Genomic DNA, 26,145 nt, shown 5'->3' on the forward strand with positions numbered 1-26,145 from the left:
GTGGACCCCGGAACGAGTCCGGGGTGACGGGGCGTGTGGGGAGAGGTCACGGGTCATTTCGGCAGCTCCGTGTCGGTGCCGGTCACGGCGAAGTCGAACCACTGGCCGGCGCCGTCGCCGGGCTGGCCGCCGCCGACGTAGAGACGATACGCGCCCGGCGCGACGTGGCGGCGGCCGTCGTGGTCGACGATGCTCATGTCGCGGGGGGTGAGGGTGAAGGCGACGCTCATGCCCTTGCCGCGCTTCAGGTTCACGCGGCGATAGCCGACGAGCTGGCGTTGCAGCACCGCCTCCGTGCTGCCGAGCGGGCGGGTGGAGGCGGGGGGGACGAGATAGGCTTGCACGACCTCGTCACCGTCGCGGGGGCCGGTGTTGGTGACGGTGGTTTCCACCTTGAGCGGTTGGCCGGCGGTGACGCTCGCGGTGCCACGGGGGGCGGCATAGTCGAAGCGCGTGTAGCTGAGGCCGTGGCCAAAGCCCCACAAGGGCGTGCCGGTGAAGTAGCGATAGGTGCGCTCCTTCATCGCATAATCGATGAAGGCGGGCAGGTCGGTGGTCGAGCGGTAGAAGGTGACGGGTAGGCGGCCGCCGGGGTTGGTGACGCCCGACAGCACGTCGGCGAGCGCGGTACCGCCGGCCTCGCCCGGATACCAATTGGCGAGGATCGCGTCGGCGGAGGTGGGATCGACGCTGACCGCACTGCCGCTGCTGAGGACGAGGACGATCGGCTTGCCGGTCGCCTTCAACGCGGCGAGCAGGCGCTGTTGCGGCAGGGGAAGGGCGATGTCGGTACGGTCGCCACCGACGAAGCCGGGGACGGACACGGACAGCGCCTCGCCTTCCAGATCGGGCGACAGGCCGGCGACGACGACCGCGACGTCTGCGTCGCGTGCCGCTGCGACGGCCTGGTCGAGCAGCGGCTGCGCGGGCGGCATCCAGAGCAGGCGGAAGCTTTCGTCCTCCGACACATGGTCCAGCGTGATCGTGATGGGCTGCGGCGTGCCGTCGCTGTCCACCGTCATCTCGACGCGACCCTTGGGCAGCGGACCGTCGTGCAGCACCTTGCCGCCCAGCGACACGCGGGCGCTGTCGTGCGTGGTGCAATTCTTCCAGCATTGCGACTGGTCGATGATCAGGCGGTACTGGCCGGGGCCGGGCGGCACGAACTCGCCGGTCCAGTTCGCCTTGAACGGACCGATGGGCAGGCCGGGTGCGACTGGGGCGCGGTTGAAGTCGAGGTCGATGCGGCGGTCCTGCCGGGTGACGGAGGCGGTGCCGCTATAGTCGGCACGCAGGCCGGGCTTGCCGTTCGAGCGGAGCGCGGTTTCGGGTACGACGACCGCGGCGCCGTCGGCGAGGGCGGAGCCTTGCGCGTACACGACATTGGCGGCGCCGAAGCGGGTGCGGATGCCGTCGAGCGGGGTGACCGGGCGGATCGCGGTGCCGTGGTAATTGCCCTGCAAGACGCCGAGATCGTCGGCGTCGGCGCCGATGACGGCGATCTTCGCGCCGGGTTTCAGCGGCAGGCGGTCGGCATTGTTCTGGAGCAGCACGATTGATTTGCGTGCCGCTTCCAGCGCGACGGCGCGGTGCTGCGACGTGCCGACCTGATCGGGGCGGATGCGGCTGTAGGGGCTGGTGCCGCCGAACGCGATGCCCAGCGCCTGGCGCGCGCGGAAGGCCCGGGTGAGCGCAGTGTCGACTTCGGCCTGGGTGATCAGGCCCTGCTTCAACGCCTGAGGCAGCGCGGCATAGGCGCTGCCGCAATTGACGTCGGTGCCGCCGCGCACCGCCGCCGCCGCGCCGCTGGCGGTGTCGAGCCGGTAATGGTGATAGCTGCTGATGTTGCCGACCGCGTCGCAGTCCGACACGGTGAAGCCGGTAAAGCCCCAGTCGCGGCGCAGGCGCTCGTTCATCAGCGGCGACGAGGCGCAGGCGGGCACGCCGTGGATGCTGTTATAGGCGCACATCAGCGACATGGCCCGGCCTTCGGTGATCGTGCGGCGGAACGCGGGGAAATAGGTCGCTTCGAGATCGCGCGGGCTGGGATCGACGTCGAAGCTGTCGCGACCGGCTTCCGGGCCGCTGTGGACGGCGAAATGTTTGGGGGTCGCGACGACGCGGGGGTGGGCAGGGTCCGGCCCCTGCAACCCGCGCACGAAGGCGACGCCGAGCGTGCCGGTGAGATACGGGTCCTCGCCGTACGTCTCCTGCCCGCGGCCCCAGCGCGGATCGCGGAAGATGTTGATGTTGGGCGACCAGATGGTGAGGCCCTGGTAGATGCGGCGGTTCGCGGTGACCGGCTGCGCATTGAACTTGGCGCGCGCTTCGGTTGAGACGACGGTGCCGACTTGGCCGAGCAAGTCGGTGTCCCAGGTGGCGGCGAGGCCGATCGCCTGTGGGAAAACGGTCGCCTGACCATCGCGGGCGAGGCCGTGGAGGCCTTCGTTCCACCAATCGTACGCGGGCAGGCCGATCGCAGGGTCGGCCGGCGCGGTGCTTTGCAGCTGCGCGGCCTTTTGTTCGGGCGTCATCGTGGCGATGGCGGCGGAGATGGGGTCGGCCGCTTGCGCGAGCAGCAGGAGGGCGGGGATCATTCAGGCGCTCCGATGGGGGCGGTGGGGCGATCGGTTCGCCCAAAGGGGTTCGTCACCCCGGACTCGTTCCGGGGTCCACTTTGCGGCGAGGGGGGCGGCAAGAGGCTCGAACGTTGCCCCCGTGGCCCGGTGGACCCCGGAACGAGTCCGGGGTGACGGGGTGGGTGGGGTGAGCGTTCGGGCCATCAGCGGGCCAGCGTCCGCAGCACGGGCGTCTGCCTGCCGGTCAGCGTCACCGTTTTGCTCTCGCCGGGCAGCAGGTCGAAGCCGCTGTCGCTTGCCTGACCGGGCGTGTCGCCCATGTCGATCATCACCGCGCGGGCGAGGTTCTTTGCGGTGATCGTCAGGTCGTTGCCGGATCGGCGCATGGTCAGGCCCGGATCGGGATAGGCCATGTCCTTCGGCACGAGGCGTTCGACGATCGTGCGGCTGACCGGCTGGCCGCCGACGATCAGTTCGGCGACGGCGTAGCTCTTCGCCGGATCGGCGCTGCCGAACAGGTCGGCGTCGGGCAGCGTCGCGACGGTGGTCGACGACAACGGCGCGAGCGTCGCATCGGCTTCGCGCACGCCCAGCGTCGCGCCGGCCATGTCGCGCACCGTCACGCGCCAGTGCGCGGGGATGGCACCGGTCGCGTCGGACACCAGCACGACGCGGGTCGCGCCATTGCGATGCTCGGCGACGATCGCCTGCGGGGCGAAGAAGCGCTTCGCCTGATATTGCAGCAGCTTCCACTGGCCGAGATGATCGATGCTCGCCCAGCTGATCGATGGCCAGACGTCGTTCAACTGCCAGAACAACGATCCCATCGTCACCGGGCGGCAGGCGCGGTGGTGGCGTGCGGCGAGGTCGATCGCCTGCGCCTGGTTGACCTGCGTCAGGTAGACGAAATCGGCGAAGTCCTTGGCCGGGCGCAACCGCTGGTCGAGGTACAGCTTCAGGCGGGCATTGCCTTCGCCGGCCAGGAACTTCTGGTGCGCCTTCATCACCGGGCTTTCGGGATCCAATTTCCCCTTGCCGGCGAACAGGCGGATCGTCGCCATGGTCGGCATCGACTGGAAGCCATATTCGCTCATGAAGCGCGGGCAGCTGTCGAGGTAATTCTCGACCGGCTTCGACCCCGACCACACGTCCCAGAAATGGCGGTCGCCGTTGGCGTCGGTATCCACCGGGCCTTCGTAATCGGTCGAAGGCGAGCCGGGCATATACGGCGTGCCGGGGCTGTTGCGCGTCACCGCGTCGCGCAGCACGCGGTCGAACAGCACGGCCATGCCGGCGCCGATCCGCTCCTGCTCGTCGGCGCCCACAGCCTTTTTGAACGCCTTGCGATCGCCCCAGTTTTCCCAGCCGGACAGCACTTCGTTGCCGCCGGCCCAGATCACGACCGAGGGATGGTCGCCGATCCGGGCGACCTGTTCGTCGGCTTCGGCGGCGACGCTGGCGCGGAAGGCGGCGTCGGGGGGCGTCACCGATCCGCCGAACATGAAGTCCTGCCACACCATGATGCCCATCCGATCGGCGGCGGCATAGAAGGCGTCGTCGAGATAATAGCCGCCGCCCCAGATGCGGACCATGTTCATGTTCGCGTCGCGCGCGGCCTTAAGTAGCGCTTCCGGTTCGGCCGGGTCGACGCGCGCTGGGAAGCTGTCGAACGGGATGACGTTCGCGCCCTTGGCGAAGATCGGCGTTCCGTTGACGACGAAGCCGAACGCGCCTTGCTTGCGGTCGAGCGTGACGGTGCGCAGGCCGATGGTGCGCGTCTGCGTCTCGCCGTCGAAGCTGGTCGCGACGGTATAGAGCGGCTGCGCGCCATAGCCGACCGGCTGCCAGCGCTGCGGGCGCGCAATGGTCAGCGGAATCGCGACCGGGTTCGTGCCGGGAGCGAGCGTGACGGTCGCCTGGCCGGTCTGGCGGCTGCCGTCGGGGCCGGTGACGGTGGCGGTGAGCGTGACCTGCTTCGTTGTGTCGGCGATGACGGTGGCATGCGCGGTCAGGCGCGCCTCGGCATCGTTCAACGCGTCCTGCGCGACGCGGACATGATCGAGGCGGGCGTCGTCCCATGCCTCCAGCTTGACCGAGCGCCAGATGCCGTTCGCGACGAGGCGGGGACCCCAGTCCCAGCCGTACTGATATTTGGGTTTGCGGATATAGGGACTGGTCTGCACGCCCTTGGGTTCGTCGCCGAACGCGCTGTCATATTCGCCGGGCAGCGGATGCGCTTCCTTCAGCACCATCGGCTGCAGCGTCTTGATCGGGCTGGCGATGCTGACGAGGATTTCGTTATCGCCGGTCTTCAGCAGCGGCTTCGCATCGGCGCGCCAGCGGCGGTGGGCGTTGTCCGCGGTGAGCAGCGGCTGGCCGTTGACGGTGACGGTCGCAAATGTGTCGAGCCCGTCGAACACCAGGTCGAGGTGCCGGTGCGCGAGCATCGCGGGCGTGACGGTCAGCGTCTTACGATATTGCCACGCGGACAGGCCCGCCCATTGGATCGCGCCCTCGTTGGTGCTGATGAAGGGATCGGGCACGCGTTTCAGGCGGATCAGATCTTCCTGGACGCTGCCCGGCACGCGCGCGGCGAACCAGCGCGCTTCTTTCGGATGTGCCTTGGCGGCGGCGGTGTCGGCGGGGTCGAGCCGCGCCTGCCATGCGCCATCCAGCGGCACCACCTCCCGCGCGGCGAGCGGCGAGGTGGCGAGCAGCAGGGTAAGGAGGGCGCGCTTCACTTCGAACCTTCCGTCAGCTGGACCTTGCCGACCGTATAGAAGGGGTCGGTTAGCGGGGAGGTGAACTGGAAGCAGACGTCCCGATCGCCCGTCATCGTCGGCAGCGTGCCCGACAGCGTGAAGCGCTGCGGCGCCGTCTTCGGATCGGGCAGCGGGAAGGCGCCGACCGCGATCGGGTGGGCAGTCTTGTCGCCGGCCTTTTGCGCGGCGGCGGCGGCGATGCAGCCGATCTGGACGAGGAGCTCGCCATGCGCCGACACATTGTAGTGTTCGCGCACCATCCGCTGTTCGTGCGCGAGGCCGTAATGGCGGGCGAGGCGCACGACCTCGACGCTATAGCCGCGCGCGACGTCGAGCGGCGCGTCGGGGTAGAGCGTGCAGGTGTCGAACAGGTTGATGTTGTAGACGGGCGCGTCGGCGGTCGCTTCCGAGGTCAGCGGCACGCGCAGGCCGAGTGCACCGGCGGGGCAGGCCGCCATGTCCGAGCTGGAACGCGCGAGAAGCGCGGCGCGCGACGTGTCGAAGCTGCGCACCGCGGCCGTCGGGGCGCCGTTCGCGTCGAAGGCCACGGCCTTCACCATGATGCCGGGCTTCAGCGTCAACGGCGTGGTGTAGGCGGGTGAGCGCAGCGTCGGCGCGCTGCCGTCGATGGTGTAGCGGATCGTGCCATAGGGGACCTGCGTCGACAGCGTGAGCGCCACGCTGTTCTTGCGTAGCGCATCGCCGCGCATGCCGGTGAGGTCGAAGCCGACCGCAAAGGCGCTGTCGGCGACGCGCATACCGGCGCGCGACCAGCGATCGTCCTGACGCTGCAGGCGGGGGAGGAAGGCGGCGAGGTCCGCCGGCCGGTCGCGCTGGACCTTGGGCGACCAGGTGATTTCGGCGAGCGCGCCCGCGCGCGGGAAGATCAGATGCTGGAGCTGCCCCGGCGTGACGATATATTCGCTCCACAGATTGCCCTGCGCGCCGAGGACGTGATGCGCCTTGTCCGCGGCGATGCCCTTGGGCAGCGGGTCGTAGGCATAGACCTGTTGCAGCGTGGTGATGTCGAGCCGGCCGGGCGGCTCGTCGCTGCGGCGGCTCTGCAAGCCGTTGAGATAGAGCGGGTTGCCCGGCGACATGACGACGTCATGGCCCATGTTGGCGGCGTCGATCCCGCCCTGTTCGCCGCGCCACGACATGACCGAGGCAGAGGCGGGCAGGCCGCCCTCCAGGATCTCGTCCCAGCCGATCAGGCGGCGACCCTTGGACTGGAGGTAGGTGCCGAACTGTTCGATCATCCAGCTTTGCAGGGCGTTTTCGGTCTTGATGCCCAGCGCCTTCATCTGCGCCTGCACCTCAGGGCTGCGTTCCCACTGGTCCTTGACAGCCTCGTCACCGCCCAAATGGATGTAGGTGCCGGGGAAGATCGTCATCAGCTCGTCGAGCACGTCCTTGACGAAGGCGATGCCCTTCGGCCCCGGATTGAACAGATAGGGCATGATGCCCCAATTGTTGCTGACCAGCGGCCGGTCGCCGAGGATGCCGAGTTCGGGATAGGCGGCTACGAGTGCATTGGCGTGGCCGGGCAGGTCGATCTCCGGCACGATGGTGATGCCGCGCACGCCGGCATAGGCGACCAGCTCCTTCAGCTCCGCCTGGGTGTAGAAGCCGCCGACGCGATCCTTTTCCGTCGGCTGAGCGCCGCCCGTCCAGGGTGGCAGGCGCCAGCCGCCGATGCTGGTGAGCTTGGGGTATTTCTTGATCTCGACGCGCCAGCCCTGGTCGTCCGTCAGGTGGAGGTGGAGCGTGTTGAGCTTCACCGCCGCCATCTGGTCGACGATCGCGCGCAGCGCCGGCATGGGCAGGAAATGGCGCGCGGGGTCGATCATCAGCCCGCGCCAGCCGAACCGCGGGGCGTCGGTGATGGTGAGCGCCGGCACGACGACCGGCTTGCCGAAGGCGGCATCGGGGCTGAGCAATTGCGCGAGCGTCATCGCGCCATGGACGAGGCCGCGGTTCCCGGAGGCGGCGACGGTGATGCCCTGCGGCGTGACGGTCAGGCGATAGGCTTCGTCGCCGGTGACGCTCGCGTCGCGGACGAGGCGGATCGTGCCGGTGGCGCCGGGGGTGAGTGTGAGGCCGCGGGTGGTGCGTACGTGGTCCGCGAGCAGGCGGGCGGCGGCGGTGGCGCCAGCGTCGGTCGCGGCGATGCTCGCGCCGTTGGCGACGGTGAAGCTGCCCGTGCCGCGGACCACCGATTGCGGCATCGGCAGCAGCGCGAGCCCGGGCTGCGCGCCCGTTTGGGCGCCTGTCTGGGCGATGGCGGGGGTGGCGGAGGCGAGCAGGGCCAGCGCCGCTCCCCCGACGATGGTTGCGATACCGACGTGCTGCGTCATGCCTGCCCCTTGGTCATGTTTTGGTATTGCACGTATCTTGAAGCAGCATCGCCGCCCCGTCCATGCCCGCGCATCAAAAAGTCACAAAAAAGACCCCGGCGTCGCTGGATAGCGCGCCGGGGTCCGAGGGCCGGAGCGCGCAGGGGAGCGCGCTCGCCGGGGAGGAAGGGTTAGAAGCGGGCGGTGCCTGCAATCGAGAACACGCGGCCGTTCTTGTAGATCGACGTCGGTGCGTCCGGCGTGCTGCTGTACTGATAGTAGGTTTCGTCGAGCAGGTTCGCCGCCTGAGCGGTGATCTGCAGGTTCTTGTTGATCGAATAGCTGATCGACGCATCCAACTGACGATAGGCGTCCGTGTAGTCCGAGCTCTGCTGGCGGCCGAAGCGATAGAAGTACTTCGAGCGACGGTTGTAGCTGACGCGCGCCTCGATCGGGCCGTTCTGGTAATAGGGCACGATCGTCACGACGTTGCGCGACAGATAGGGCAGGCCGTTCGCGAACGGCGTTTCTGCGTCCGAGAAGGTGTAGTTGGCCTGGATGCCGAAGCCCCACAGGATGTTGGCGTTGCCCGAGAGCGAGAAGCCCGTAACCTTCGCCTTGCCGCCGTTGACCGGACGCGAGATCGAATAGGTGAGCGTACGGCCGGTCGCAGTGTTGGTGATGGTGACGTTGTCGTCCACCTGGTTGCCGACATAGTTCGAAATGTCGCGGTAGAAGACTTCACCCGACAGGAAGCTGCCCGGCGCGAAATACCACTCTGCCGACAGGCCGAAGTTGGTCGCCGCGTAGGGTTTCAGATCAGGATTGCCACCACCGCCGGTGCGGGTCGTGTCGTCGAGTGACAGCGATCCCGCCAGATCGCTATAGCGTGCGCGGGCGATGACCTTGGCCGCCGAACCGCGGAGAACGACGTTCTCGCCGGCTTGGAAGATGAGGTTGGCGGCCGGCAGGAAGCGGCTGTCGTCGTTGGTGACGCGGGTCGGAGCGTAGATGCCGCCGCTCTGCGTGAAGAAGTTCGACGTGTCGCGGGTGAAGACGTAGCGGCCGCCGACGTTGCCGCGGAAGGCACCGCTCTCGAAGTTCGCTTGGACATAACCCGAGACGATCTTCTCGTTCACCAGCCAATAGTCGCCCTTCGACAGGCCACGATCGACGTTGAAGTTGCCGTACTTCTGCAGCGCGGCGATGATGCCGTCGCGGCCCAACGTCGCGTAGGGCGTGCCGTTGCCGGTCGTGCCCAGACCATCATACAGGTCGCTCGGCAGGACATACGACTGGAGATCGGCCAGCGTGTAGTTCTGGTTGGTGTAGATCGCGTTGCTGTAGGTCGTGTTGCTGTTGTCGTGATCGGCATAGCGCGCGCCGAACAGGATCGCGTTGACCGGGCCCCAGGCGACCGGGTGCTTGAAGTTCAGCTCCCCGAAAATCTCCTTGTCGAGCGTGAAGCCCGACTGGGTGGGAATACCACCGATCTGGCGGCCGAAGAACTTGCGGCCGTCGGGTGCGGTGATGTTTTCACCACCGGCGGCGGTGTAGTTGCTCAGCCACTTGCTGGCGTCGCTGGCGGGATACTGCCAGTCCACGATCGTGTTGCGGCCGTTGGCGCCCGCGGTGAAGCCCTGCTGCGTACGGAAATCGAGCAGATATTCGGGGTTCTTGCCGCCGCTGGCGCGGGTGCCGCCGACATTGCCGGTAACTTCCCACTCGCCCGGCTTCCAGTCGATCAGCAGCGCGACGCTGTCGTTCTTGACGCGGGTGCGGCGGTAATTGGTGTCGAGCTGGCCGGTCGCACCCGTCTGGCCGGCGGGGATGCCGGTGAAGGTTGCCGAACTCACGACGCCGGGCGAATTGCCGGTGCCGGGCACATAGGTCGCGGCGGTCAGGCGCGACCCTTCATAGCCGTACGTGTATTCGGAGTTGGAGACGTTGTCGTAATTGCCGCGGATGATGAGCGCGGTCGCCGTCACCGTCAGGTTATCGGTCGCCTTCGCCTCGATCGCGCCCGAGAAGCCGATGCGCTGGCGTTCCTGGCGGAAGAATTCGCGGGCGAGGAACGAGGCGTAACGCGCGTTGCTGAACGCGGTGCGTTCGGCGGTGGTCAGCGCGCTGATCGCCTTGCCGTTGACGGTGGCCGTGGTGGGCGCGTTGTCGAGCAGCGCCTGGCCGGTGCGATACCAATAGCTGGCGACGCCCGCGCGGCTGAGCTGTTCCTTGTCGTAGTTGACCGCACCGAGGAAACCGATCGTCTCGTCGGCGTTCTTCCAGCTGTACAAGGCAGAGCCGCGGAAGCTGCCGCGGTTGGCGCGGTCATTATATTCGTAGCCGCCGTTCGCGGCGATCGTGCCCGACTTCAGGTCGAGCGGCTTGCGCGTGACGACGTCCACGGTCGCACCGATCGCGCCTTCCTGCAGGCGTGCTTCGGGCGTCTTGTAGACGATCGCCGAGCTGATGATCGTTGGCGACAGCAGCGAATAGTTGAAGGTGCGGCTCGAACGATCCGAGGGATTGCCGCCCCAATCGGCCGAGGCGACCGAGTGTCCGTCGATCAGCAGACGGTTGAGGGCGGGCTCGACACCGGCGATCGAGAGCTGTTCGCCTTCGCCGAACTGGCGGTCGACGGTGACGCCGGGCAGGCGGGCAAGCGAGTCGGCTACGTTGCTGTCGGGCAGCTTGCCGACGTCTTCGGCGCTGATGACGTCAACGATCGAGTCGGCGCGGCGCTTGATCGCGATCGCGTCCTGGAGGCTCTTGCGGTAGCCGGTGACGACGATGTCGTCGGACGAGCCGGTCGTGGTAGCGCTGCTGCTCTGGGCGGCGGCGGTCACATCCTGTGCGTGGGCGGTGCCAGCGACGCTGACGAGCGCGGTGGTCACAAAGATCATGTGGCGAAGGCGCATGTTTATTGTCCTTGTCGGAACACGCCCGGCCGCATGCCCCCCCCATTCCCAGCTGCCGCAAAGCCGGCGACAGTGCAGCCACGGCGAAACAGTTACGCGTTTCCTGCTCGTTGCTGCTGCATTGCTACATATCCAATAAAGCCCAAATGGTATATATAAAAACTGTCACATTTATTTTGGTAGGGTAGCTGACCTATTGTGCCGTTTCGCTCTCGTGCGATCAGTCGGTTAGGGTGAAATGTCGTTCCCATGGAGATTTCGGGGTGATGGTATCGCAAACAATCGAGCGTCCCCGAGTCGCGCTGGAAATCTGCGTCGAGTCGGCAGCCGGAGCGGCGGCGGCGATCGCAGGGGGATGTGACCGGATCGAGCTGTGCAGCGCGCTCGCGCTCGGTGGGCTGACGCCGTCGGCCGGGCTGGTCGAACAGGTGCTGGCGCTGGCGGCCCCGGCTGGCGTGCCGGTGCGGGCGATGGTGCGGCCGCGGGCGGGTGGGTTCGACTATAACGCCAAGGATATGGCGCTGGCGTTGGCCGAGGCACGTACCCTCGTCGCGGCTGGGGTGCAGGGGCTAGTGTTCGGCGTGACGGCGGGAGGAAAGCTTGCGGAGCAGGAGCTGCGGGGTTGGATCGCGGGGCTCGGCGAGCATCGTCCGCCGCTTACCTTGCACCGGGCGATCGACGTCGTGGCGGACCCGGTGGCGGCGATCGATGTAGCGGTCGCCTTGGGCTTCGACCATGCGCTGACCTCCGGCGGCGCACGTACCGCGATGGAGGGGGCGGCGACGATCGCGGCGATGGTCGCGCGTGCAGCGGGGCGCTGCACGATCATGGCGGGGGCGGGGGTAGCGGCCGACACGGCGGGCGCGCTGTTGGATGCGACCAATGCGGGCGCCCTGCATGGTTCGGCGAGCGATCCGGCGCCGGCAGAGGAGCAGGACCGCTTTGGCTTCGGTCCGCTGCCACGCCAGACCAATGCCAATAGAGTCGCAGCACTGCGACAGGTGATTGACGACAAGTCCAATCTAAGACAATTGTAGCGCAAGGTGCCACTGGCGCCGGTCCGCGTAGCGTGGCACGCCTGATGCCGAAGACGCTTGCGGAAAAGGGGATCGACGATGAGTTTCATGAGCAAGGTGGGGCGGTTTCGCGCTGAAAATCCCTCGCCGCTCTATCTCCAGCTGCAACAGCTGATCCGTGACGCGATCGCCACGGACGTCATCACGCGCGGCGATGCGATCCCCGCGGAGCGCGATCTGGCGGTCGAATATGGCGTATCGCGCATCACCGTCCGCAAGGCGATCGAGGGGCTGGTCGAGGAAGGCCTGCTGACCCGCCGCCGCGGCGCGGGGACGTTCGTCGCGGGGCGCGTCGAGAAGAACTTCAGCAAATTGTCGTCCTTCTCGGAAGATATGGTGGCGCGCGGGCGCGTGCCGTCGAGCGCGTGGATTTCGCGTGCGGCCGGCATCGTGTCGCCTGAGGAATCGATGGCGCTGGCGCTGTCGCCCAGTGCGCCGGTCTATCGCTTCCAGCGCCTGCGCTTTGCCGACGAGGTGCCGATGGCGCTGGAGCTGTCGACGATCGCCGGCTTCTGCCTGCCGTCGGTCGATGCGGTCGATGCTTCGCTGTACACGGCGCTGACCGAGGCGGGGCATCGCCCGGTGCGTGCGTTGCAGCGGCTGCGCGCGGTGCCGTTCGGCGGCGATCATGCCCGCATGCTGGGCGTCGATCCCGGCTCGCCCGGGCTGCTGATCGAGCGGCGCGCCTTTCTGCGTGACGGCCGTGCGGTCGAATTCACCCGATCCTATTACCGCGGCGACAGCTACGATTTCGTGGCCGAGCTCGCCGACACCTGATCCTTAGCGAAGGGCGCCTTGCTGTGACGACGGATACGATGACGGACACGACGATCGGCACGACGCTGATGCGCGCCGAGACGCTGGAGGCGGGGGCGACCGTCGCGCGGCTGGTGGCGCGCAATGCCGAGGCGCTGAGCGCGCTGGGCGAGCGCCTGCGTGCGAACGCGCCCGACGTCGTCGTCACCTGCGCCCGCGGGTCGTCGGATCATGCCGCGACCTATGGCAAATATCTGATCGAGACGATGGTCGGCGTGCCGGTCGCGTCGGCGGCGCCGTCGGTCGTGTCGCTGTTCGATGCGCCCGTGTCGACGCGTCGGGCGCTGTGCATCGCGATCTCGCAGTCGGGCCGCAGCCCGGACCTGCTCGCGACCGTCGAGGCGCATGCCAAGGCGGGGGCGGAGGTCGTCGCGCTGGTGAACGACGAAACGTCGCCGCTCTCCGAGATGGCGGATACGCTGCTCGCGCTGTCGGCGGGGTCGGAGAAGTCGGTCGCGGCCACCAAATCGTGCATCGCGGCGATGGCGGGGCTGGCGGCGCTGGTCGCGGCTTGGTCGGGCGACGAGGCGCTGAAGGCGGCGGTCGCGGCGCTGCCCGAACAGCTCGATGCGGCGGTGAAGCTCGACTGGAGCGCGGGCGTGGACGTGCTCGCCGAGGCCAAGCAGATGTTCGTGATCGGTCGGGGCTATGGCTTCGGTGTGGCGCAGGAATGCGCGCTGAAGCTAAAGGAAACCTGCCAGTTGCAGGCCGAACCGTTCAGCGCCGCCGAGGTCCGCCATGGGCCGATGGCGATCGTCGGCGAAGGCTATCCGGTGCTGGCGCTCGCAACATCCGATGCGGCGGGCGACGACGTGATGGCGGTGGTCGAGACGTTCCGCGAGCGCGGTGCCGCAGTGCTGGCGGCGCATGCGGGTGACGCGTCCGCCAACCTGCCGGCGCTCGACGCGCATCCGGCGGTGCAGCCGATCCTGATGCTGGCGAGCTTCTATGGGCTGGCGGAGGCGCTGTCGCGGCATCGTGGGCTCGATCCCGACTCGCCGCCGCATCTCGCCAAGGTGACGCGCACGCTATGAGCACCGCCCATCGTTTCACCAACGGCCACGTCGTGGTCGGCGATGCCGTGTGGCGCGGCGCCGAGATCGTCGTCACCGGCGATCGGATCGCAAGCATCCGCCCGCTCGACGGCGCGGCGGCGGATGCTGTTGACCTGGAGGGGGGCTGGGTGATGCCCGGCTTCATCGATACGCAGGTCAACGGCGGCGGCGGCGTGCTGCTGAACGACGAGCCGACCGTCGAGGGCGTGCGCGCCATCGCCGCGGCGCATGCGCGCTATGGCACCACTGCGCTGATGCCAACGCTGATCAGCGACACGCCCGACCGGATCGCGCTGGCGCTGGATGCCGTCGATCAGGCGATCGGCGCGGGCGTACCGGGCGTCGTCGGCGTGCATATCGAGGGGCCGTTCCTGAACGTCGCGCGCAAGGGCATCCATGATGCCGGGCGTTTCCGCCTGCTCGACGAGGAGATGGTCGCGCTGCTCGCCAAGCCGCGGCGCGGCGTGACGATGGTGACGATCGCGCCCGAACTCGCGAACATCGAGGATATCCGCCGGTTGGCGGAAGCTGGCGTGCGCGTCAGCGCAGGCCATACGGAGGTCCCCTATGACACGGCGCTCGCGGCGTTCGATGCGGGGCTGACGGGAATCACGCATCTGTTCAACGCGATGCCGGCGATGGTGCAGCGGACGCCCGGTCTGGTCGGCGCGGCGCTCGACGATCCGCGGCCGTGGTGCGGGCTGATCGTCGATGGCGTGCATGTCGCGCCCGCGGTGCTGCGCATCGCGATCCGCGCGCGCGGGCCGGAACGGATGATGCTCGTTACCGACGCCATGTCGTCGGTCGGTGCGGAGCATAAGGACTTCGTGCTGCAAGGGCGCCAGATCCGCGTGGCGGATGGCATCTGCGCGTATGAGGACGGCACGCTCGCCGGATCGGACCTCGACATGGCGACCGCGGTGGCCAATGCGATGGGCATGCTGGGGCTGGAGCCGGCGGTCGCGGCGCGCATGGCGGCGGGCAATCCCGCAGCCTTCCTGGGGCTGGAGGCGGAGCGGGGCACGCTTGCCGCCGGACTGCGGGCGGACTGGGCGCGACTGACCGCGGCGATGGCGCCAGTCGAGACGGTGATCGGCGGTGTCGCGGTGCCGGGCGCCGCGGCGAAAGAGCATGAGGTAGTGGACGCATGACGATCGACCGGCGGCAGCTTCTCGGATCCGCCGCCGGTGCCGGCCTGACATTGGGGTTGTCGGCGGGAGTGCCCACCATCGCCTTCGCGAGAAGCGCGACGGATTATGGCGCGCTGCCGATGCCGCTGCCGACCGACCGGCTGCCCGATCCGCTGCCGGTGATCGATCCGTCGCGGATCGGCTTCGACACGGGCTGGCTGTTCCATGAGGGCGACGTGATCGTGCCGCCCGCGACGACGCACGAAGAGACCTATCTGCGCGCCAAGGCGGGCAATGCCCGCGGGGCCGCGGCGATGGACTATGACGACAGCGAATGGCGCCCCGTCACGCTGCCGCATGATTGGGCGAGCTTCCAGCCGTTCGTCGAGAGCGCCAATCCGTCGCAGGGCTATCGCCCGCGCGGCATCGGCTGGTATCGCCGCGCCTTCCGCCTCGATGCCGCCGACGAGGGGCGGTACCTGGAATTGCAGTTCGACGGCATCGCGACCAACGCGACCGTCTGGGTGAACGGCAGTCCTGTCGCGCACAATTGGTCGGGCTATAACAGCCTCTACCTCGACATCACGCCGTTCGCGCGGTTCGGGGATGCGCTGAACGTCGTGGCGATCCGCGTCGATGCCGATGCGATGGAGGGCTGGTGGTACGAAGGTGCCGGCCTGTACCGCCATGCGTGGCTCGCACGCCGCGCGCCGGTGTCGATCGAAACCGATGGCGTCCATTGCGATCCCCGCCATGATGGCGGCGACGCCTGGCGCGTGCCGGTGACCGTCACCGCCCGCTCGACCGAGGCGGTACCGGTGAGCGTGCGCGCGGTGGCGAGCCTGGTCGATCCCGACGGGCGGGTCGTGGCGACTGCCACGAGCGCGCCCATGGTGGTGCCACCGCTCGACACTGCGGAGCTGACGACGACGCTGAACATCGCGCGCCCGCAGCGCTGGTCGGTCGAGACGCCAACGCTCTACACGGTGGCTGTGGCTCTGGAGCGGGATGGCAAGAGCGTCGACACGCGGCGGGTGCAGGTCGGCTTCCGCACGATCCGCTTCGACGCCGACCAAGGGCTGTTCATCAACGACCAGCACGTCAAGCTTAAGGGCGTGTGCCTGCACCTCGACCATGCCGGCGTCGGCACGGCGGTGCCCGACACGCTGCTGATGTGGCGGCTGGAACGGATGAAGGAGCTGGGCTGCAACGCGATCCGTTGTTCGCACAACGCGCCTGCCACCGCCTTCCTGCAACTCTGCGATCGGATGGGGTTCCTCGTCATGGACGAGAACCGCAACTTCAATCCCTCGCCCGATTATATGGCGCAGCTGGAATGGCTCGTGCGGCGCGACCGCAACCACCCCAGCGTCATCCTGTGGTCGGTGTTCAACGAAGAACCGATGCAGGGCACCGCAGCGGGTGTCGAGATGGTCCGGCGGATGGAAGCCGCGGTGCGCCGCCTGGACGACAGCCGGCCAGTGACCGCGGCAATGAACGGGTCGTTCTTCAACCCGCACAATGTGTCGGGCGTCGTCGATGTCGTCGGGTTCAATTATTATCCGGGCGACTACGACAAGTTCCATGCCCTCAACCCCGCCAAGCCGATCACCAGTTCGGAAGACACCAGCGCGTTCATGACGCGCGGCGCCTTTGCCGACGATGCCGCCGCGCATGTCCTGTCATCGATGGACGATCATGCCGCCGCCTGGGGCGAGACGCATCGCGCCGGCTGGGCGAAGATCGCGACGCGGCCGTTCGTGGCGGGTGGCTTCGTGTGGACGGGCTTCGACTATCATGGCGAGCCGACCCCCTACGCCTGGCCGACGATCGCCAGCTTCTTCGGCATCCTCGACCTCTGCGGCTTTCGCAAGACCGCCTATGACATCCACCGCGCCGGCTGGATCGACGATACGCCCGTCGTCGGCATCGCGCCGCACTGGACGTGGCCGGGCAAGGAAGGCCAGCCGATCAAGCTGCTCGTCATGTCCAATGCCGAACGGATCGTCGTAAAGCTGAACGGCCGGGTCGTCGGCGAGGGCGCGGTCGACCGGTTGATGGGGAACAGCTTTACATTGCCCTATGCGCCAGGAACGCTGGAGGCGATCGCGTATCGCGGCGGGCGCGAGGTCGCGCGGGCGGGGCATGAGACGGTCGGCGCGCCGGTCGCGCTGCGGCTGACCCCGGCGCGGAGCGTGATGGCCGGCGATGGCGAGGACGTGCAGCCTGTCACCGTCGATGCGGTGGATGCGAAGGGCCGGCATGTGCCGACCGCGAACCTGCCGGTCGGCTTCGCCATCGACGGCGCGGCGATCATCGGGCTGGGCAATGGCGACCCCAACAGCCACGAGCCCGAAAAGGGCGATGCCCGATCGCTGTTCAACGGACTGGCGCAGGTGATCGTGCAGTCGGATGCGGGCGCGCGCGGGCGGATCGTGTTGCGCGCGACGGCCCCCGGTATGAAGCCGGCGACGATGCGGATCGACCGGCTGGCGGCGACGCCGCGGGCGCAGGTGCCGACGGCGGCGATGGTGCGCACGATCGATTCGTGGCGTCGCTCGCCGCGACTGAGCGCGAAGCCCGACGCCAGCTTGGCGCCGGCGGACGGTGACAACAACAGCTGGAGCTTCGTCCGCAGCGGGACCGCGACCCCGCCCGAACCACAGGGCGGCTGGCAGGTCTATCGGGCACGCGTGACGCCGCCAAAGGCGATCGCCGCCAAGGGGGGGCGCATCGCCTTTGCCGCGGTTGCCGGGCGGGCGGAGCTGTGGGTCGACGGCATGCGCCTCGCGGACAAGCCCGATGCGGCGACCGGACCAATTGCAGCCGTCCTGCCGGCTGGCGCTGGCGAGCGCACTATCGTGCTGATCGTGCAGGCGGATGCGCAGGCGCCGTCGGGAATCGTCGGGCCCGTTGCACTCTCCCGTTGATGTTACAGATTTACTTTGCGATTGGTATGCAATCGGTATGATCGCCCCGACAGGGAGCGGTAGCGTGACGGCGGCAACGGCCGAAGGGGTGACGGGATGATCGACGTGCAGCTGAAGGCGCCGCTGGCAGGATGGGTGCTGCCGCTCGGCGGGATTCCCGATCCGGTGTTCGCCGACGGCATGATGGGGCCGGGGCTGGGCATCGATCCCACCGGCGATACGCTGCATGCCCCCTGCGACGCGACCGTGCTGACCGTCCATGCCGCCGGCCATGCCGTGACGCTGGGACTGGGCGAGGGCGTTGCGCTGCTGATGCATATCGGCATCGACACCGTCGCGATGGCCGGCAAGGGCTTCACGCCGCTGGTCGCTCCTGGCGACACGGTGCGCAGCGGCGATCCGCTGATCCGCTTCGATCTCGATGCCGTGGTGCTCGGCGCCGCGTCCGCGGTCACGCCGGTGATCGTCGTCGAAGGCGCAGCGGTATCGTTGGTCGATATGGCGGGCGAGGGGCTGGTTTCGGTCGGCGATCCGCTGGTTCGTATCGTCAGCGGCGCAGTCGATGCCGCGACCGCCACCGCGTCCGGCGAGACGGTGCGCCACGAGACGATCGTTCGCCTGCCGCACGGGCTGCACGCGCGCCCGGCCGCGCGGATCGTCGCGGCGGTGCGCGAGAGCGGCGCCGACGTCCAGCTCATCGCCGCGGGCCAGACGGCTGCGGCGTCGAGCCCGATCGCCTTGCTGTCACTGGGCCTCGCAACGGGCAGTCCGGTGACGATCGTCGCGCGCGGGAGCGGCGCCGAGGCGGTGATCGCCGCGATCGAGGCGTTGTTGACGCATGAGGTGGAGGATGCCGCGGCGCCGGCCCCCGCCGTCAGGCCGGTGGTGCGCGCGACCCCGGCGACGCTGCCGCCGGGCGTGCTGGGCGGTGTGTCCGCGGCGCCGGGCCTCGCGATCGGCCCCGCCTTCTGGCTGCGCGCCGAACTGCCCGATGTCCCCAGCGCCGGCGAGGGTGTCGTCGTCGAGCGCGAACGGCTCGCCGCCGCCATCGCTAGCGTCGATGTGGCGCTGGATGCGGAGGCGGCGCGCCCCGGTCATCTCGGTGGCGTGCTGAAGGCGCATCGCGCGATCCTGGCCGATCCGGATCTGCGCGCGCGGGCCGATGCGGCGGTGGCCAATGGCCTGTCCGCCGCCGCGGCGATGCTGAGCGCGGCGGAGACGCAGGGCGCGGCCCTGCGCGCCTCCGGCAACGCGCGCATCGCCGAGCGGGCGGACGACATTCGCGACGTAGCGCTGCGGGTGGTGCATGCGATCCTGGGCACGCAGCCGGCCTTGGCCGGCGTGCCCGCGGGGGCGATCGTGCTCGCCGACGAATTGCTGCCGTCGCAGCTGGGCGCCCTGTCGGCGGCGCAGGTGGCGGGCTTCGCCTTGGCGGGCGGCGGCCCGACGTCGCACGTCGCGATCCTTGCGGCGGGCATGGGCGTGCCGATGGTGGTGGCGCTCGGCACGGCGATCGACACGATCGGCGATGGCGCGATGCTGATGCTCGACGCCGATGCCGCGATCCTGATCCCCAATCCGACCGAGGAATGCCTCGCCGCCGCGCGCGAGACGATCGCGCAGCGCGCCGCGGACGAAGCGGCGGCGCTGGCTGCTGGCGACCGCCCGGCCACGACCGCGGACGGACAGGCGATCCATGTCTATGCCAACCTCGGCAGCCTCGCCGATGCGCAAGCCGCCGCGGCGCAGGGGGCGGAGGGCTGCGGCCTGTTGCGCACCGAATTCCTGTTCCTCGACCGGGCGACCCCGCCCGACGTCGCCGAACAGGCGGCGGATTATCGCGGCATCGTCGCGGCGCTGCCCGACCGGCCCGTCGTCATCCGCCTGCTCGACGTCGGCGGCGACAAGCCGGCGCCCTATCTGGATATCCCCACGGAAGAGAATCCCGCACTGGGGCTGCGCGGCATCCGCGTCGCGCTTGCCCGGCCCGAGGTGCTCGATGCGCAGCTGCGCGCGATCCTGTCCGTTCCCGATGTCGCGCGCTGCCGCATCATGGTGCCGATGGTGGCGAGCGTCGATGAGATGATCGCGGTGCGCGCCGCGCTGGATGCCTTGCGCGACGAACTCGGCGTCGGCCCAGTGCAACTCGGCGCGATGGTCGAAACCCCCGCCGCTGCCGCGACCGCGGACCTGATCGCGGCGCACAGCGACTTTCTGTCGGTCGGCAGCAACGACCTTACGCAATATGTGCTGGCGATGGACCGCGGCAATCCGGCGCTCGCCGCCGGGATCGACGGCTTGCACCCCGCGGTGCTGCGCCTGATCGAGATGACGTGCCGCGGCGCGGCGACGCGCGGCGTGCCGGTCAGTGTCTGCGGGGGACTTGCCGCCGATCCGCTCGCCGCGCCCATCCTCGTCGGCCTCGGCGTCCGCACGCTGTCGGTGCCGCCGGCGCGCGTACCCGCGGTCAAGGCGCTCGTCGCGCGACTGACGCTGCCCGCGGTGCAGGACCTTGCCGCCGCCGCCCTCTCTGCCGCCAGTGCCGCCGAGGTCCGCGGTCTAGCCCGACGTTTCGCCGAGGAGGCCGCCCGATGAGCCAGTCCCGCTTTTCCGTGATGAGCTTCCTCCAGCCGCTCGGCCGTGCGCTGATGCTGCCGATCGCCGTGCTGCCCGTCGCCGGCCTGTTGCTGCGACTGGGGCAGCCGGACCTGCTAAACATCGCGTTCGTCAGCGCGGCCGGGGATGCGATCTTCGCGCACCTCGGTCTGCTGTTCGCGGTCGGCGTCGCCACCGGTTTCGCCCGCGACGGCAATGGTGCCGCGGTGATGGCGGGCATCGTCTGCTATCTGACCATCGGTAACACCGCGCAGGTGTTCCTCGTGCCGCCCCCGGGCACGGTGCCGCCCGGAACCGCGGACGCGATCGCCGCCACGCTGAACGCGGCGTGGAAGGCGGCGGCGATCGACAAACTGCAGGTGCCGATCGGCATCATCGCAGGCCTGGTCGGCGGCGTGTTCTACAATCGCTTCGCCACGGTGAAGCTGCCCGAATATCTCGCCTTCTTTGGTGGCCGCCGCCTCGTGCCGATCCTTGCCGGTTTCGCCGGTCTGGCGATCGGCGCGCTGCTGGGGCCGAGCTATGCGGGCATCAACGCGGGCGTCGATGCGCTGAGCCGCGGCGTCGTTGCCGCAGGCGGGTTCGGCCTGTTTGCCTTCGGTCTGCTCAACCGGCTGCTGCTGGTGACGGGGCTGCACCACATCCTCAACAACGTCGCCTATTTCGTCGTCGGCGATTATCACGGCAAAACGGGCGACCTGACGCGCTTCTTCGCCGGCGATCCGACCGCGGGCGGCTTCATGAGCGGGTTCTTCCCGGTCATGATGTTCGGCCTGCCCGCGGCCTGCCTCGCCATGTACCATGCCGCCGCGCCCGATCGGCGCAAGGCCGTGGGCGGCATGCTGTTCAGTCTGGCGCTCACCTCGTTCCTGACCGGGGTGACCGAGCCGATCGAGTTCAGCTTCATGTTCCTCGCGCCCGTGCTGTACGCGATCCACGCGGTGCTGACCGGCCTGTCGGAAGCGATCATGAACGCGCTCGGGGTGCGCATGGGCTATGGCTTTTCGGCAGGTCTGTTCGATTACGTGCTGAACTACGGCAAGGCGACCAAGCCGCTGATGCTGCTGCCCGTCGGTGCGGTCTATGCGCTGGTCTATTACACGCTGTTCCGCTGGGCCATCGTGCGGTTCGACCTCAAGACGCCAGGCCGCGAGCCGGTGGAAGCCGGTGCCGCGCCGGCCGCCGTCGTCCCCGCGGATGCCAAGGCCGCGGCCTTCGTCGCTGCGCTCGGCGGGCGCGCCAATCTGCGCAGCATCGACGCCTGCGCCACCCGCCTGCGCCTGGGCGTAGCGGACGCCACCGCGATCGACGAAGCGCGCCTGCGCAGCCTCGGCGCGCGCGGCGTACTGCGTCCGTCCGGGACGTCGGTGCAGGTGATCGTCGGCGGCATCGCGGATGCGCTCGCGATGGACATGCGCGCGGCGCTGGATGCGGGGGATGCGGGGGATGGCGCCCCGCGTGTCGCGGCTGCGCCGACACCGGCTGCGGCGCCGGTAGAACTGCCGCCGACGCTGCAAGCGGCGCTCGGCGGTGGCGGCAATGTCGCGTCGGCCAGCCGCCACGGCACCCGTCTACGCATCGTCGTCACCGATCGGAACCGCGTCGATGCCGCAGCGCTCGCCACCCAGGGCCGCGCGCTGACCTGGGCCGCGCCCGACACGCTTCACCTGCTGACCTGACACGCCGCTTGCATCCCCGCGGCGGCCCGGCTAACCGGGCGCCTGCGCGGGTGTAGCTCAATGGTAGAGCAGCAGCTTCCCAAGCTGAATACGAGGGTTCGATTCCCTTCACCCGCTCCACCCCCCCCTCATACGATCCGGCTCGAAGCCTAGTGGGGGAGAGGGAATGTCCGCTTTTGGGGGGGGCAGACGGTCCGTTTTACAACCGGAACGCTGAAAAGCCGCTGGCTGTTTTAAGCCTCGCGCTCACATGCAGCGGTATCAAACGTAAAGTAGCGTCGGCCGGTAAGCATATGAGGCGTGTGTTCCCGCCACCAAGCAGCGGCACTTGGATGATTGTCGGCGAGTTGATCGACTGCTGCCTTAGCGTTGACCATATAGCCCCTCACCAAGAAGGTCTTTCCGGAGACCATCGCCCAAATTTGCGAAAGCCAGCCGGGCGGCCCCGTCAGTACGCCTAGACTACGCCACTCGCGCTCACGCTTCGATGCCAACGGCAACGACAAGCCAATCCAGGCGTCTCTGACCCAATCTGGAGCTTCACCGATGGGCCGCTGCACGATCCTGATGTTCATACCGCGATGCTGTCACGGTGAACGAACGTCCGCAACGGAGAAAGGCGTACCCAGCTCTGTGTGTCCGCAATTGGGCGAAGCGAGACTGGCGTTGAACGTCTGCAAGTGGGCGATCACCGCCGGTCGAACGCAATCGTCTCGGCTGTAGCGAGCGGCGGGCTGGCCACGGCTTCATACCAATCGGCACGGAAGCCCGGCAGTGTGGATAGATGCTCGATCAGGTCTGGCCAGCCAGCCGCTTCCTCGTGAAACGACCATACATGCCCAGCGACCTCAACATCGCAGCAGATCAGATCCGTCGTAATTTCATCCCGTTTGTAAAAGATCACCGCACGGACGTTGGGCAGCGGCAACTGAGCAAGGACGGCTGGCGTGATCGTCATTACGATATGATGCCTTGCTGAACGAAAGGCGGCAATCGGGAAGCACCAAGCCTGCCTCGAACGACCGGGTTTGGACGTTCGCCACCATTCGACTGATGTGCCGGAGAGCAGGTTAGGAACACTGAGCGCTCGCCGCATCGCGTCGACAGCGTTGCCATCGCGATAATCCGCCAAAATGGGCACATGCGTGAAGCGGCCGGTTCGAGCCTGTTAATATCCTTGCGTTACATCGCGTTCGTCATCGACCGGAGTGGGTAGTGCGGCGCGGAGTGAGGTTTGGACGGGTGTTGGCGTTCGCGCTGATCGGCATGCTGGCGATGGCGTCGGTGGCCGTGCCGGCTGCCCCGCCCGCCGCGCATAGCGAATCGATCGAAGGATTCGCCAAGGATGCGTGGTCGACGTCTGCGGGTCTGCCGCACAATGCGGTCCATGCGATCACGCAGACCGGGGACGGATATCTGTGGTTCGCGACATGGGAAGGCGTGGCGCGCTACAATGGCGTCGGTTTCACGACCTTTTCACGCATGTCGACGCCTGCTTTGCCGGACAGCGCCATCGCGACGATCGCTGTCGACCGGTTCGGCAACCTGTGGACGGGCGATACGCGCGGCAATCTGGGGCGGCGCGATCCTGCCGGGCGCTGGCGCTTCTGGGGGCGGGCGCAGGGCATGCCGCGTGCGGCGATCAACCGGCTGGCGGTCGACCAGGAGGGGCGCGTCTGGGTGGGTTTCGACCGGCTGGGGATCGGGCGACTCGATCCCGACGGTCGCTTCACGGTGTTGCGCGGACCGATGGGGAAACCGATCACGGTCTTGCGGATCGCCATCGACGCCGAAGGGCGGCCGTGGCTGGGGACGCTCGACGGCGCGTATCGTGTCGATCGTGACGGTCGGCTGCGCGCGATGTGGGCCGAGCTGGGCCTGCCGCCGGGGCAGGCGATGCCCTTCCGTGACAAGGCGGGACGCATCTGGCTGACGGCGGGATCGTCGCTGTACCGGGTTGAGGAAGGGCATGCGGTCCTCGTGTTCCAACAACCCGACGGCAAACGCTTCAGCGACTTTCTGCACGCCACGAACGGCGACCTGTGGCTGGGCACGGAGAATGACGGTCTGCTGCGTGTGAACGGCGCACGCGTCGATCACTTTTCGACGCGCAACGGCCTGCCCGAGGGGCGGATCACCGCACTGTTTGAGGATCGCGAACACAGTATCTGGGTCGGCGCCAATGGCGGGCTGTTCCGGTTGCGCAAGGCGCTGTTCGCCAATCTGCGGGCCGAGGACGGCCTGTCCGGCAACTACGTCCGGGCGCTCGCCGAGACGCGGGACGGCAGCCTGTGGGTCGGATCGAGCAAGGGGCTGGACGTCGTGCCCCCGTCGGGCGTGCCGCGGCCGGTGCCGCTGGGTCCCGCGGCCAATCGCGTATCCGTCATGGGCCTGTCGGCCGGGCCGGACGACCTGCTGACGATCGGCACGTTCGGCGATGGCGTGCTGCAGGCGCGGGGCGGGCGGGTCGTCGCCCGCATCACCCAAGCGCAAGGTCTGCCGGCGAACCACGTCCGTGCGCTCGCGCAGGCGCAGGGCGGGGGCGTCTGGGCGGGGACGCAGCGCGGGGTGGCACTGATCGATTCCGCCGGCCGCGTCCGCCTGCCGCGCACGCATGATCTGCCGGCTGAGATCGTCTATGCGCTGTCGGAAACGCCCGAGGGGCTCTGGGTCGGCACGGTGAGCGGCGCGTGGCTGTGGAACCACAGCGGTGTGCACCGGATCGATATCATGCGCGCGGGCCAGGCCAACAGCGTCTTCGGTTTCTACCATGACCCGGAGACGGGCGACACCTGGATCAGCACCGACCGTGGCCTGTTCCGGCATCGCCGCGACGGCCAGCTGGACCATATCGGCATCGAGCGTGGCATGCCCGTCGACGGGCTGTTCCAGATGACGGTGGGGCGCGGCGGATCGGCCTGGATCGGCAGCAACAAGGGCATCGTCCACGTCTGCTTCAAGGCGTTGCGCCTGGCTGCGGACGGCCGGCTCGCCCGCATCTCCCCGGATCTGTTTACTGCGCTGGACGGGCTCGCCAGCGCGCAGAGCAATGGTGCATCGGGACCGACGACGTTGCGGCGGCGCGACGGAACGATCTGGATCGCCACGGCGGAGGGGGCGGCGTTCGTCGATCCGCGCCGGCTCGCCCATTTCCACTTCATGTCGCCGCCGGCGGTCGCGATCGAAAGCGTCGAAGCCGATGGCCAGGTGATGACGGCGGAACCCGACGGAGCGTTCGTGCTGCCGGCCGGAACGCACCGCCTGACGATCGCCTATGCAGGCCTCAGCTACCTGCTGCCGCAGGGCATTCGCTATCGCACGCAGATGGAGGGTTTCGATACCGGCTGGGTCGACCGTGAATCGCAGCGGACGGCGGAGTTCACCACGCTGCCGCCCGGCACCTATAGCTTCCGCGTCCAGGCGGCGCAGGCGCGGGGCGCCTGGGGGCCGGTTAAGACGATCACGGTGCGGCTTGAACCGTTTCTGTGGCAACGCGCGTGGTTCCAGCTAGCGTGCGGCGCGCTGGTCATCCTGGCGCTGTGGTGCCTGCACCGCTGGCGGACGCTGGCGATGGCGCGGCGCGAACGGCAGCTTGCGCGGCTGGTCGACGCGCGCACCGCCGAGCTGCGGCAGCAGAGCCATGTGCTGGAAGAGGTGGCGCAGGAGCGCGAGCAATTGCTCGATCGCCTGCGGGGGCAGGCCGACGCGCTGGAGCAATTGGCGAACGAGGACCCGCTGACCGGCGTCGCCAATCGCCGGCGGTTCAACGACATGCTGTCGGACGTTGCCAGGATCAGCGGGCAGGAGGGGCGCCATTGGTCGCTGGCGATCGTCGACATCGACCATTTCAAACTGGTCAACGACCGCCACTCGCATGTCGTCGGCGATCTGGCGCTATGCGCGGTTGCCGAGGTGCTGCGCCATGCGGCGCCCACGGATCATCTCGTCGCGCGACTGGGCGGCGAGGAATTCGCGCTGCTGATGCCCGACACCGATGCCGTGCAGGCGGCGCGTATCGGGGAGCGGATCCGGACGGCGGTGCAGCAGCGCGACTACCGGGGGATCGCGCCCGGCCTTGCCATCACGATCAGCATCGGCGTCGCGACCTGTGCGACGCGGGGTGTGGACGCCTCGGTCATCTTCCAGGCGGCGGACGCCGCCCTGTATCGCGCCAAGGCATGCGGGCGGAACCGCGTGGTGGCAGACTGATCGGACGATCGGGAAAGGGGAGGCACCCTCCCGTCCGGT

Annotated in this window: 14 protein-coding genes and 1 tRNA gene; 9 read left to right on the forward strand and 6 right to left on the reverse strand. The window is 68.5% G+C overall.

Translation table 11 applies throughout. The annotated features are described in order from the left end of the window. Positions 1-53 precede the first annotated feature (53 nt). From ACGVWT_RS12480 to ACGVWT_RS12495, 4 genes are all read right to left on the reverse strand, one after another. Positions 54-2,597: a glycoside hydrolase family 3 C-terminal domain-containing protein gene (locus tag ACGVWT_RS12480; protein ID WP_315462715.1), complete on the reverse strand. Its 2,544-nt coding sequence runs from the start codon at positions 2,595-2,597 to the stop codon at positions 54-56. Between the two features lie 185 nt (positions 2,598-2,782). Next, positions 2,783-5,320, reverse strand: coding sequence for a glycoside hydrolase family 2 protein (locus ACGVWT_RS12485; RefSeq protein WP_315462716.1), 2,538 nt, complete (start codon positions 5,318-5,320; stop codon positions 2,783-2,785). Next, the gene (locus ACGVWT_RS12490) at positions 5,317-7,698 is read right to left on the reverse strand and encodes a beta-N-acetylhexosaminidase (protein ID WP_315462717.1); all 2,382 of its coding nucleotides are present in this window, start codon (positions 7,696-7,698) and stop codon (positions 5,317-5,319) included. The genes ACGVWT_RS12485 and ACGVWT_RS12490 overlap by 4 nt, the downstream gene beginning before the upstream one ends. Positions 7,699-7,868: 170 nt before the next feature. Beyond that, positions 7,869-10,595: a TonB-dependent receptor gene (locus ACGVWT_RS12495; RefSeq protein ID WP_315462718.1), complete on the reverse strand. Its 2,727-nt coding sequence runs from the start codon at positions 10,593-10,595 to the stop codon at positions 7,869-7,871. Between the two features lie 266 nt (positions 10,596-10,861). Here ACGVWT_RS12495 and ACGVWT_RS12500 point away from each other — a divergent pair, with 266 nt between their 5' ends. From ACGVWT_RS12500 to ACGVWT_RS12535, 8 genes are all read left to right on the forward strand, one after another. Further along, positions 10,862-11,632 (forward strand): copper homeostasis protein CutC, encoded by a 771-nt coding sequence (locus tag ACGVWT_RS12500; RefSeq protein ID WP_315462719.1) that lies wholly within the window; start codon positions 10,862-10,864, stop codon positions 11,630-11,632. A gap of 78 nt (positions 11,633-11,710) precedes the next feature. Continuing rightward, the gene (locus tag ACGVWT_RS12505) at positions 11,711-12,448 is read left to right on the forward strand and encodes a GntR family transcriptional regulator (protein WP_020486424.1); all 738 of its coding nucleotides are present in this window, start codon (positions 11,711-11,713) and stop codon (positions 12,446-12,448) included. Positions 12,449-12,486: 38 nt separating this feature from the next. Further along, the gene (locus ACGVWT_RS12510; protein WP_315462720.1) at positions 12,487-13,521 is read left to right on the forward strand and encodes an SIS domain-containing protein; all 1,035 of its coding nucleotides are present in this window, start codon (positions 12,487-12,489) and stop codon (positions 13,519-13,521) included. After that, positions 13,518-14,693, forward strand: coding sequence for an N-acetylglucosamine-6-phosphate deacetylase (gene nagA, locus ACGVWT_RS12515; RefSeq protein WP_315462721.1), 1,176 nt, complete (start codon positions 13,518-13,520; stop codon positions 14,691-14,693). The genes ACGVWT_RS12510 and nagA overlap by 4 nt, the downstream gene beginning before the upstream one ends. After that, on the forward strand, positions 14,690-17,602 hold the full coding sequence (galA, locus tag ACGVWT_RS12520; RefSeq protein WP_315462722.1) for a beta-galactosidase GalA: 2,913 nt from the start codon (positions 14,690-14,692) through the stop codon (positions 17,600-17,602). Before nagA ends, galA begins: the two co-directional genes overlap by 4 nt. A gap of 96 nt (positions 17,603-17,698) precedes the next feature. Then, on the forward strand, positions 17,699-20,197 hold the full coding sequence (gene ptsP, locus ACGVWT_RS12525) for a phosphoenolpyruvate--protein phosphotransferase (protein WP_315462723.1): 2,499 nt from the start codon (positions 17,699-17,701) through the stop codon (positions 20,195-20,197). Positions 20,198-20,217: 20 nt separating this feature from the next. Further along, the gene (gene nagE / locus ACGVWT_RS12530; protein WP_315462804.1) at positions 20,218-21,897 is read left to right on the forward strand and encodes an N-acetylglucosamine-specific PTS transporter subunit IIBC; all 1,680 of its coding nucleotides are present in this window, start codon (positions 20,218-20,220) and stop codon (positions 21,895-21,897) included. Positions 21,898-21,943: 46 nt separating this feature from the next. Further along, a tRNA-Gly gene (locus tag ACGVWT_RS12535) sits at positions 21,944-22,017 on the forward strand. A gap of 113 nt (positions 22,018-22,130) precedes the next feature. Here the strand turns inward: ACGVWT_RS12535 and ACGVWT_RS12540 are convergent. Beyond that, positions 22,131-22,472, reverse strand: coding sequence for a hypothetical protein (locus ACGVWT_RS12540; protein ID WP_394426617.1), 342 nt, complete (start codon positions 22,470-22,472; stop codon positions 22,131-22,133). A gap of 113 nt (positions 22,473-22,585) precedes the next feature. Then, positions 22,586-22,855, reverse strand: coding sequence for a hypothetical protein (locus ACGVWT_RS12545; protein ID WP_315462724.1), 270 nt, complete (start codon positions 22,853-22,855; stop codon positions 22,586-22,588). Between the two features lie 284 nt (positions 22,856-23,139). On the opposite strand from ACGVWT_RS12545, the gene ACGVWT_RS12550 reads away from it, so the two are divergent. Continuing rightward, positions 23,140-26,106, forward strand: a complete 2,967-nt coding sequence (locus tag ACGVWT_RS12550) for a ligand-binding sensor domain-containing diguanylate cyclase (protein ID WP_315462725.1) — start codon at positions 23,140-23,142, stop codon at positions 26,104-26,106. Positions 26,107-26,145 lie beyond the last annotated feature (39 nt).

The sequence above is a fragment of the Sphingomonas sp. S6 genome (assembly GCF_043498045.1).
GTDB lineage: Bacteria > Pseudomonadota > Alphaproteobacteria > Sphingomonadales > Sphingomonadaceae > Sphingomonas.

Coding starts and splice junctions, on each gene's coding strand:
- ACGVWT_RS12505 (WP_020486424.1), top strand. CDS start 11,711: ATGAGTTTCATGAGCAAGGTGGGGCGGTTTCGCGCTGAAAATCCCTCG.
- ptsP (WP_315462723.1), top strand. CDS start 17,699: ATGATCGACGTGCAGCTGAAGGCGCCGCTGGCAGGATGGGTGCTGCCG.
- nagE (WP_315462804.1), top strand. CDS start 20,218: ATGAGCTTCCTCCAGCCGCTCGGCCGTGCGCTGATGCTGCCGATCGCC.
- ACGVWT_RS12490 (WP_315462717.1), bottom strand. CDS start 7,698: ATGACGCAGCACGTCGGTATCGCAACCATCGTCGGGGGAGCGGCGCTG.
- ACGVWT_RS12540 (WP_394426617.1), bottom strand. CDS start 22,472: ATGAACATCAGGATCGTGCAGCGGCCCATCGGTGAAGCTCCAGATTGG.
- nagA (WP_315462721.1), top strand. CDS start 13,518: ATGAGCACCGCCCATCGTTTCACCAACGGCCACGTCGTGGTCGGCGAT.
- ACGVWT_RS12495 (WP_315462718.1), bottom strand. CDS start 10,595: ATGCGCCTTCGCCACATGATCTTTGTGACCACCGCGCTCGTCAGCGTC.
- galA (WP_315462722.1), top strand. CDS start 14,690: ATGACGATCGACCGGCGGCAGCTTCTCGGATCCGCCGCCGGTGCCGGC.
- ACGVWT_RS12500 (WP_315462719.1), top strand. CDS start 10,862: ATGGTATCGCAAACAATCGAGCGTCCCCGAGTCGCGCTGGAAATCTGC.
- ACGVWT_RS12510 (WP_315462720.1), top strand. CDS start 12,487: ATGACGGACACGACGATCGGCACGACGCTGATGCGCGCCGAGACGCTG.
- ACGVWT_RS12545 (WP_315462724.1), bottom strand. CDS start 22,855: ATGACGATCACGCCAGCCGTCCTTGCTCAGTTGCCGCTGCCCAACGTC.
- ACGVWT_RS12480 (WP_315462715.1), bottom strand. CDS start 2,597: ATGATCCCCGCCCTCCTGCTGCTCGCGCAAGCGGCCGACCCCATCTCC.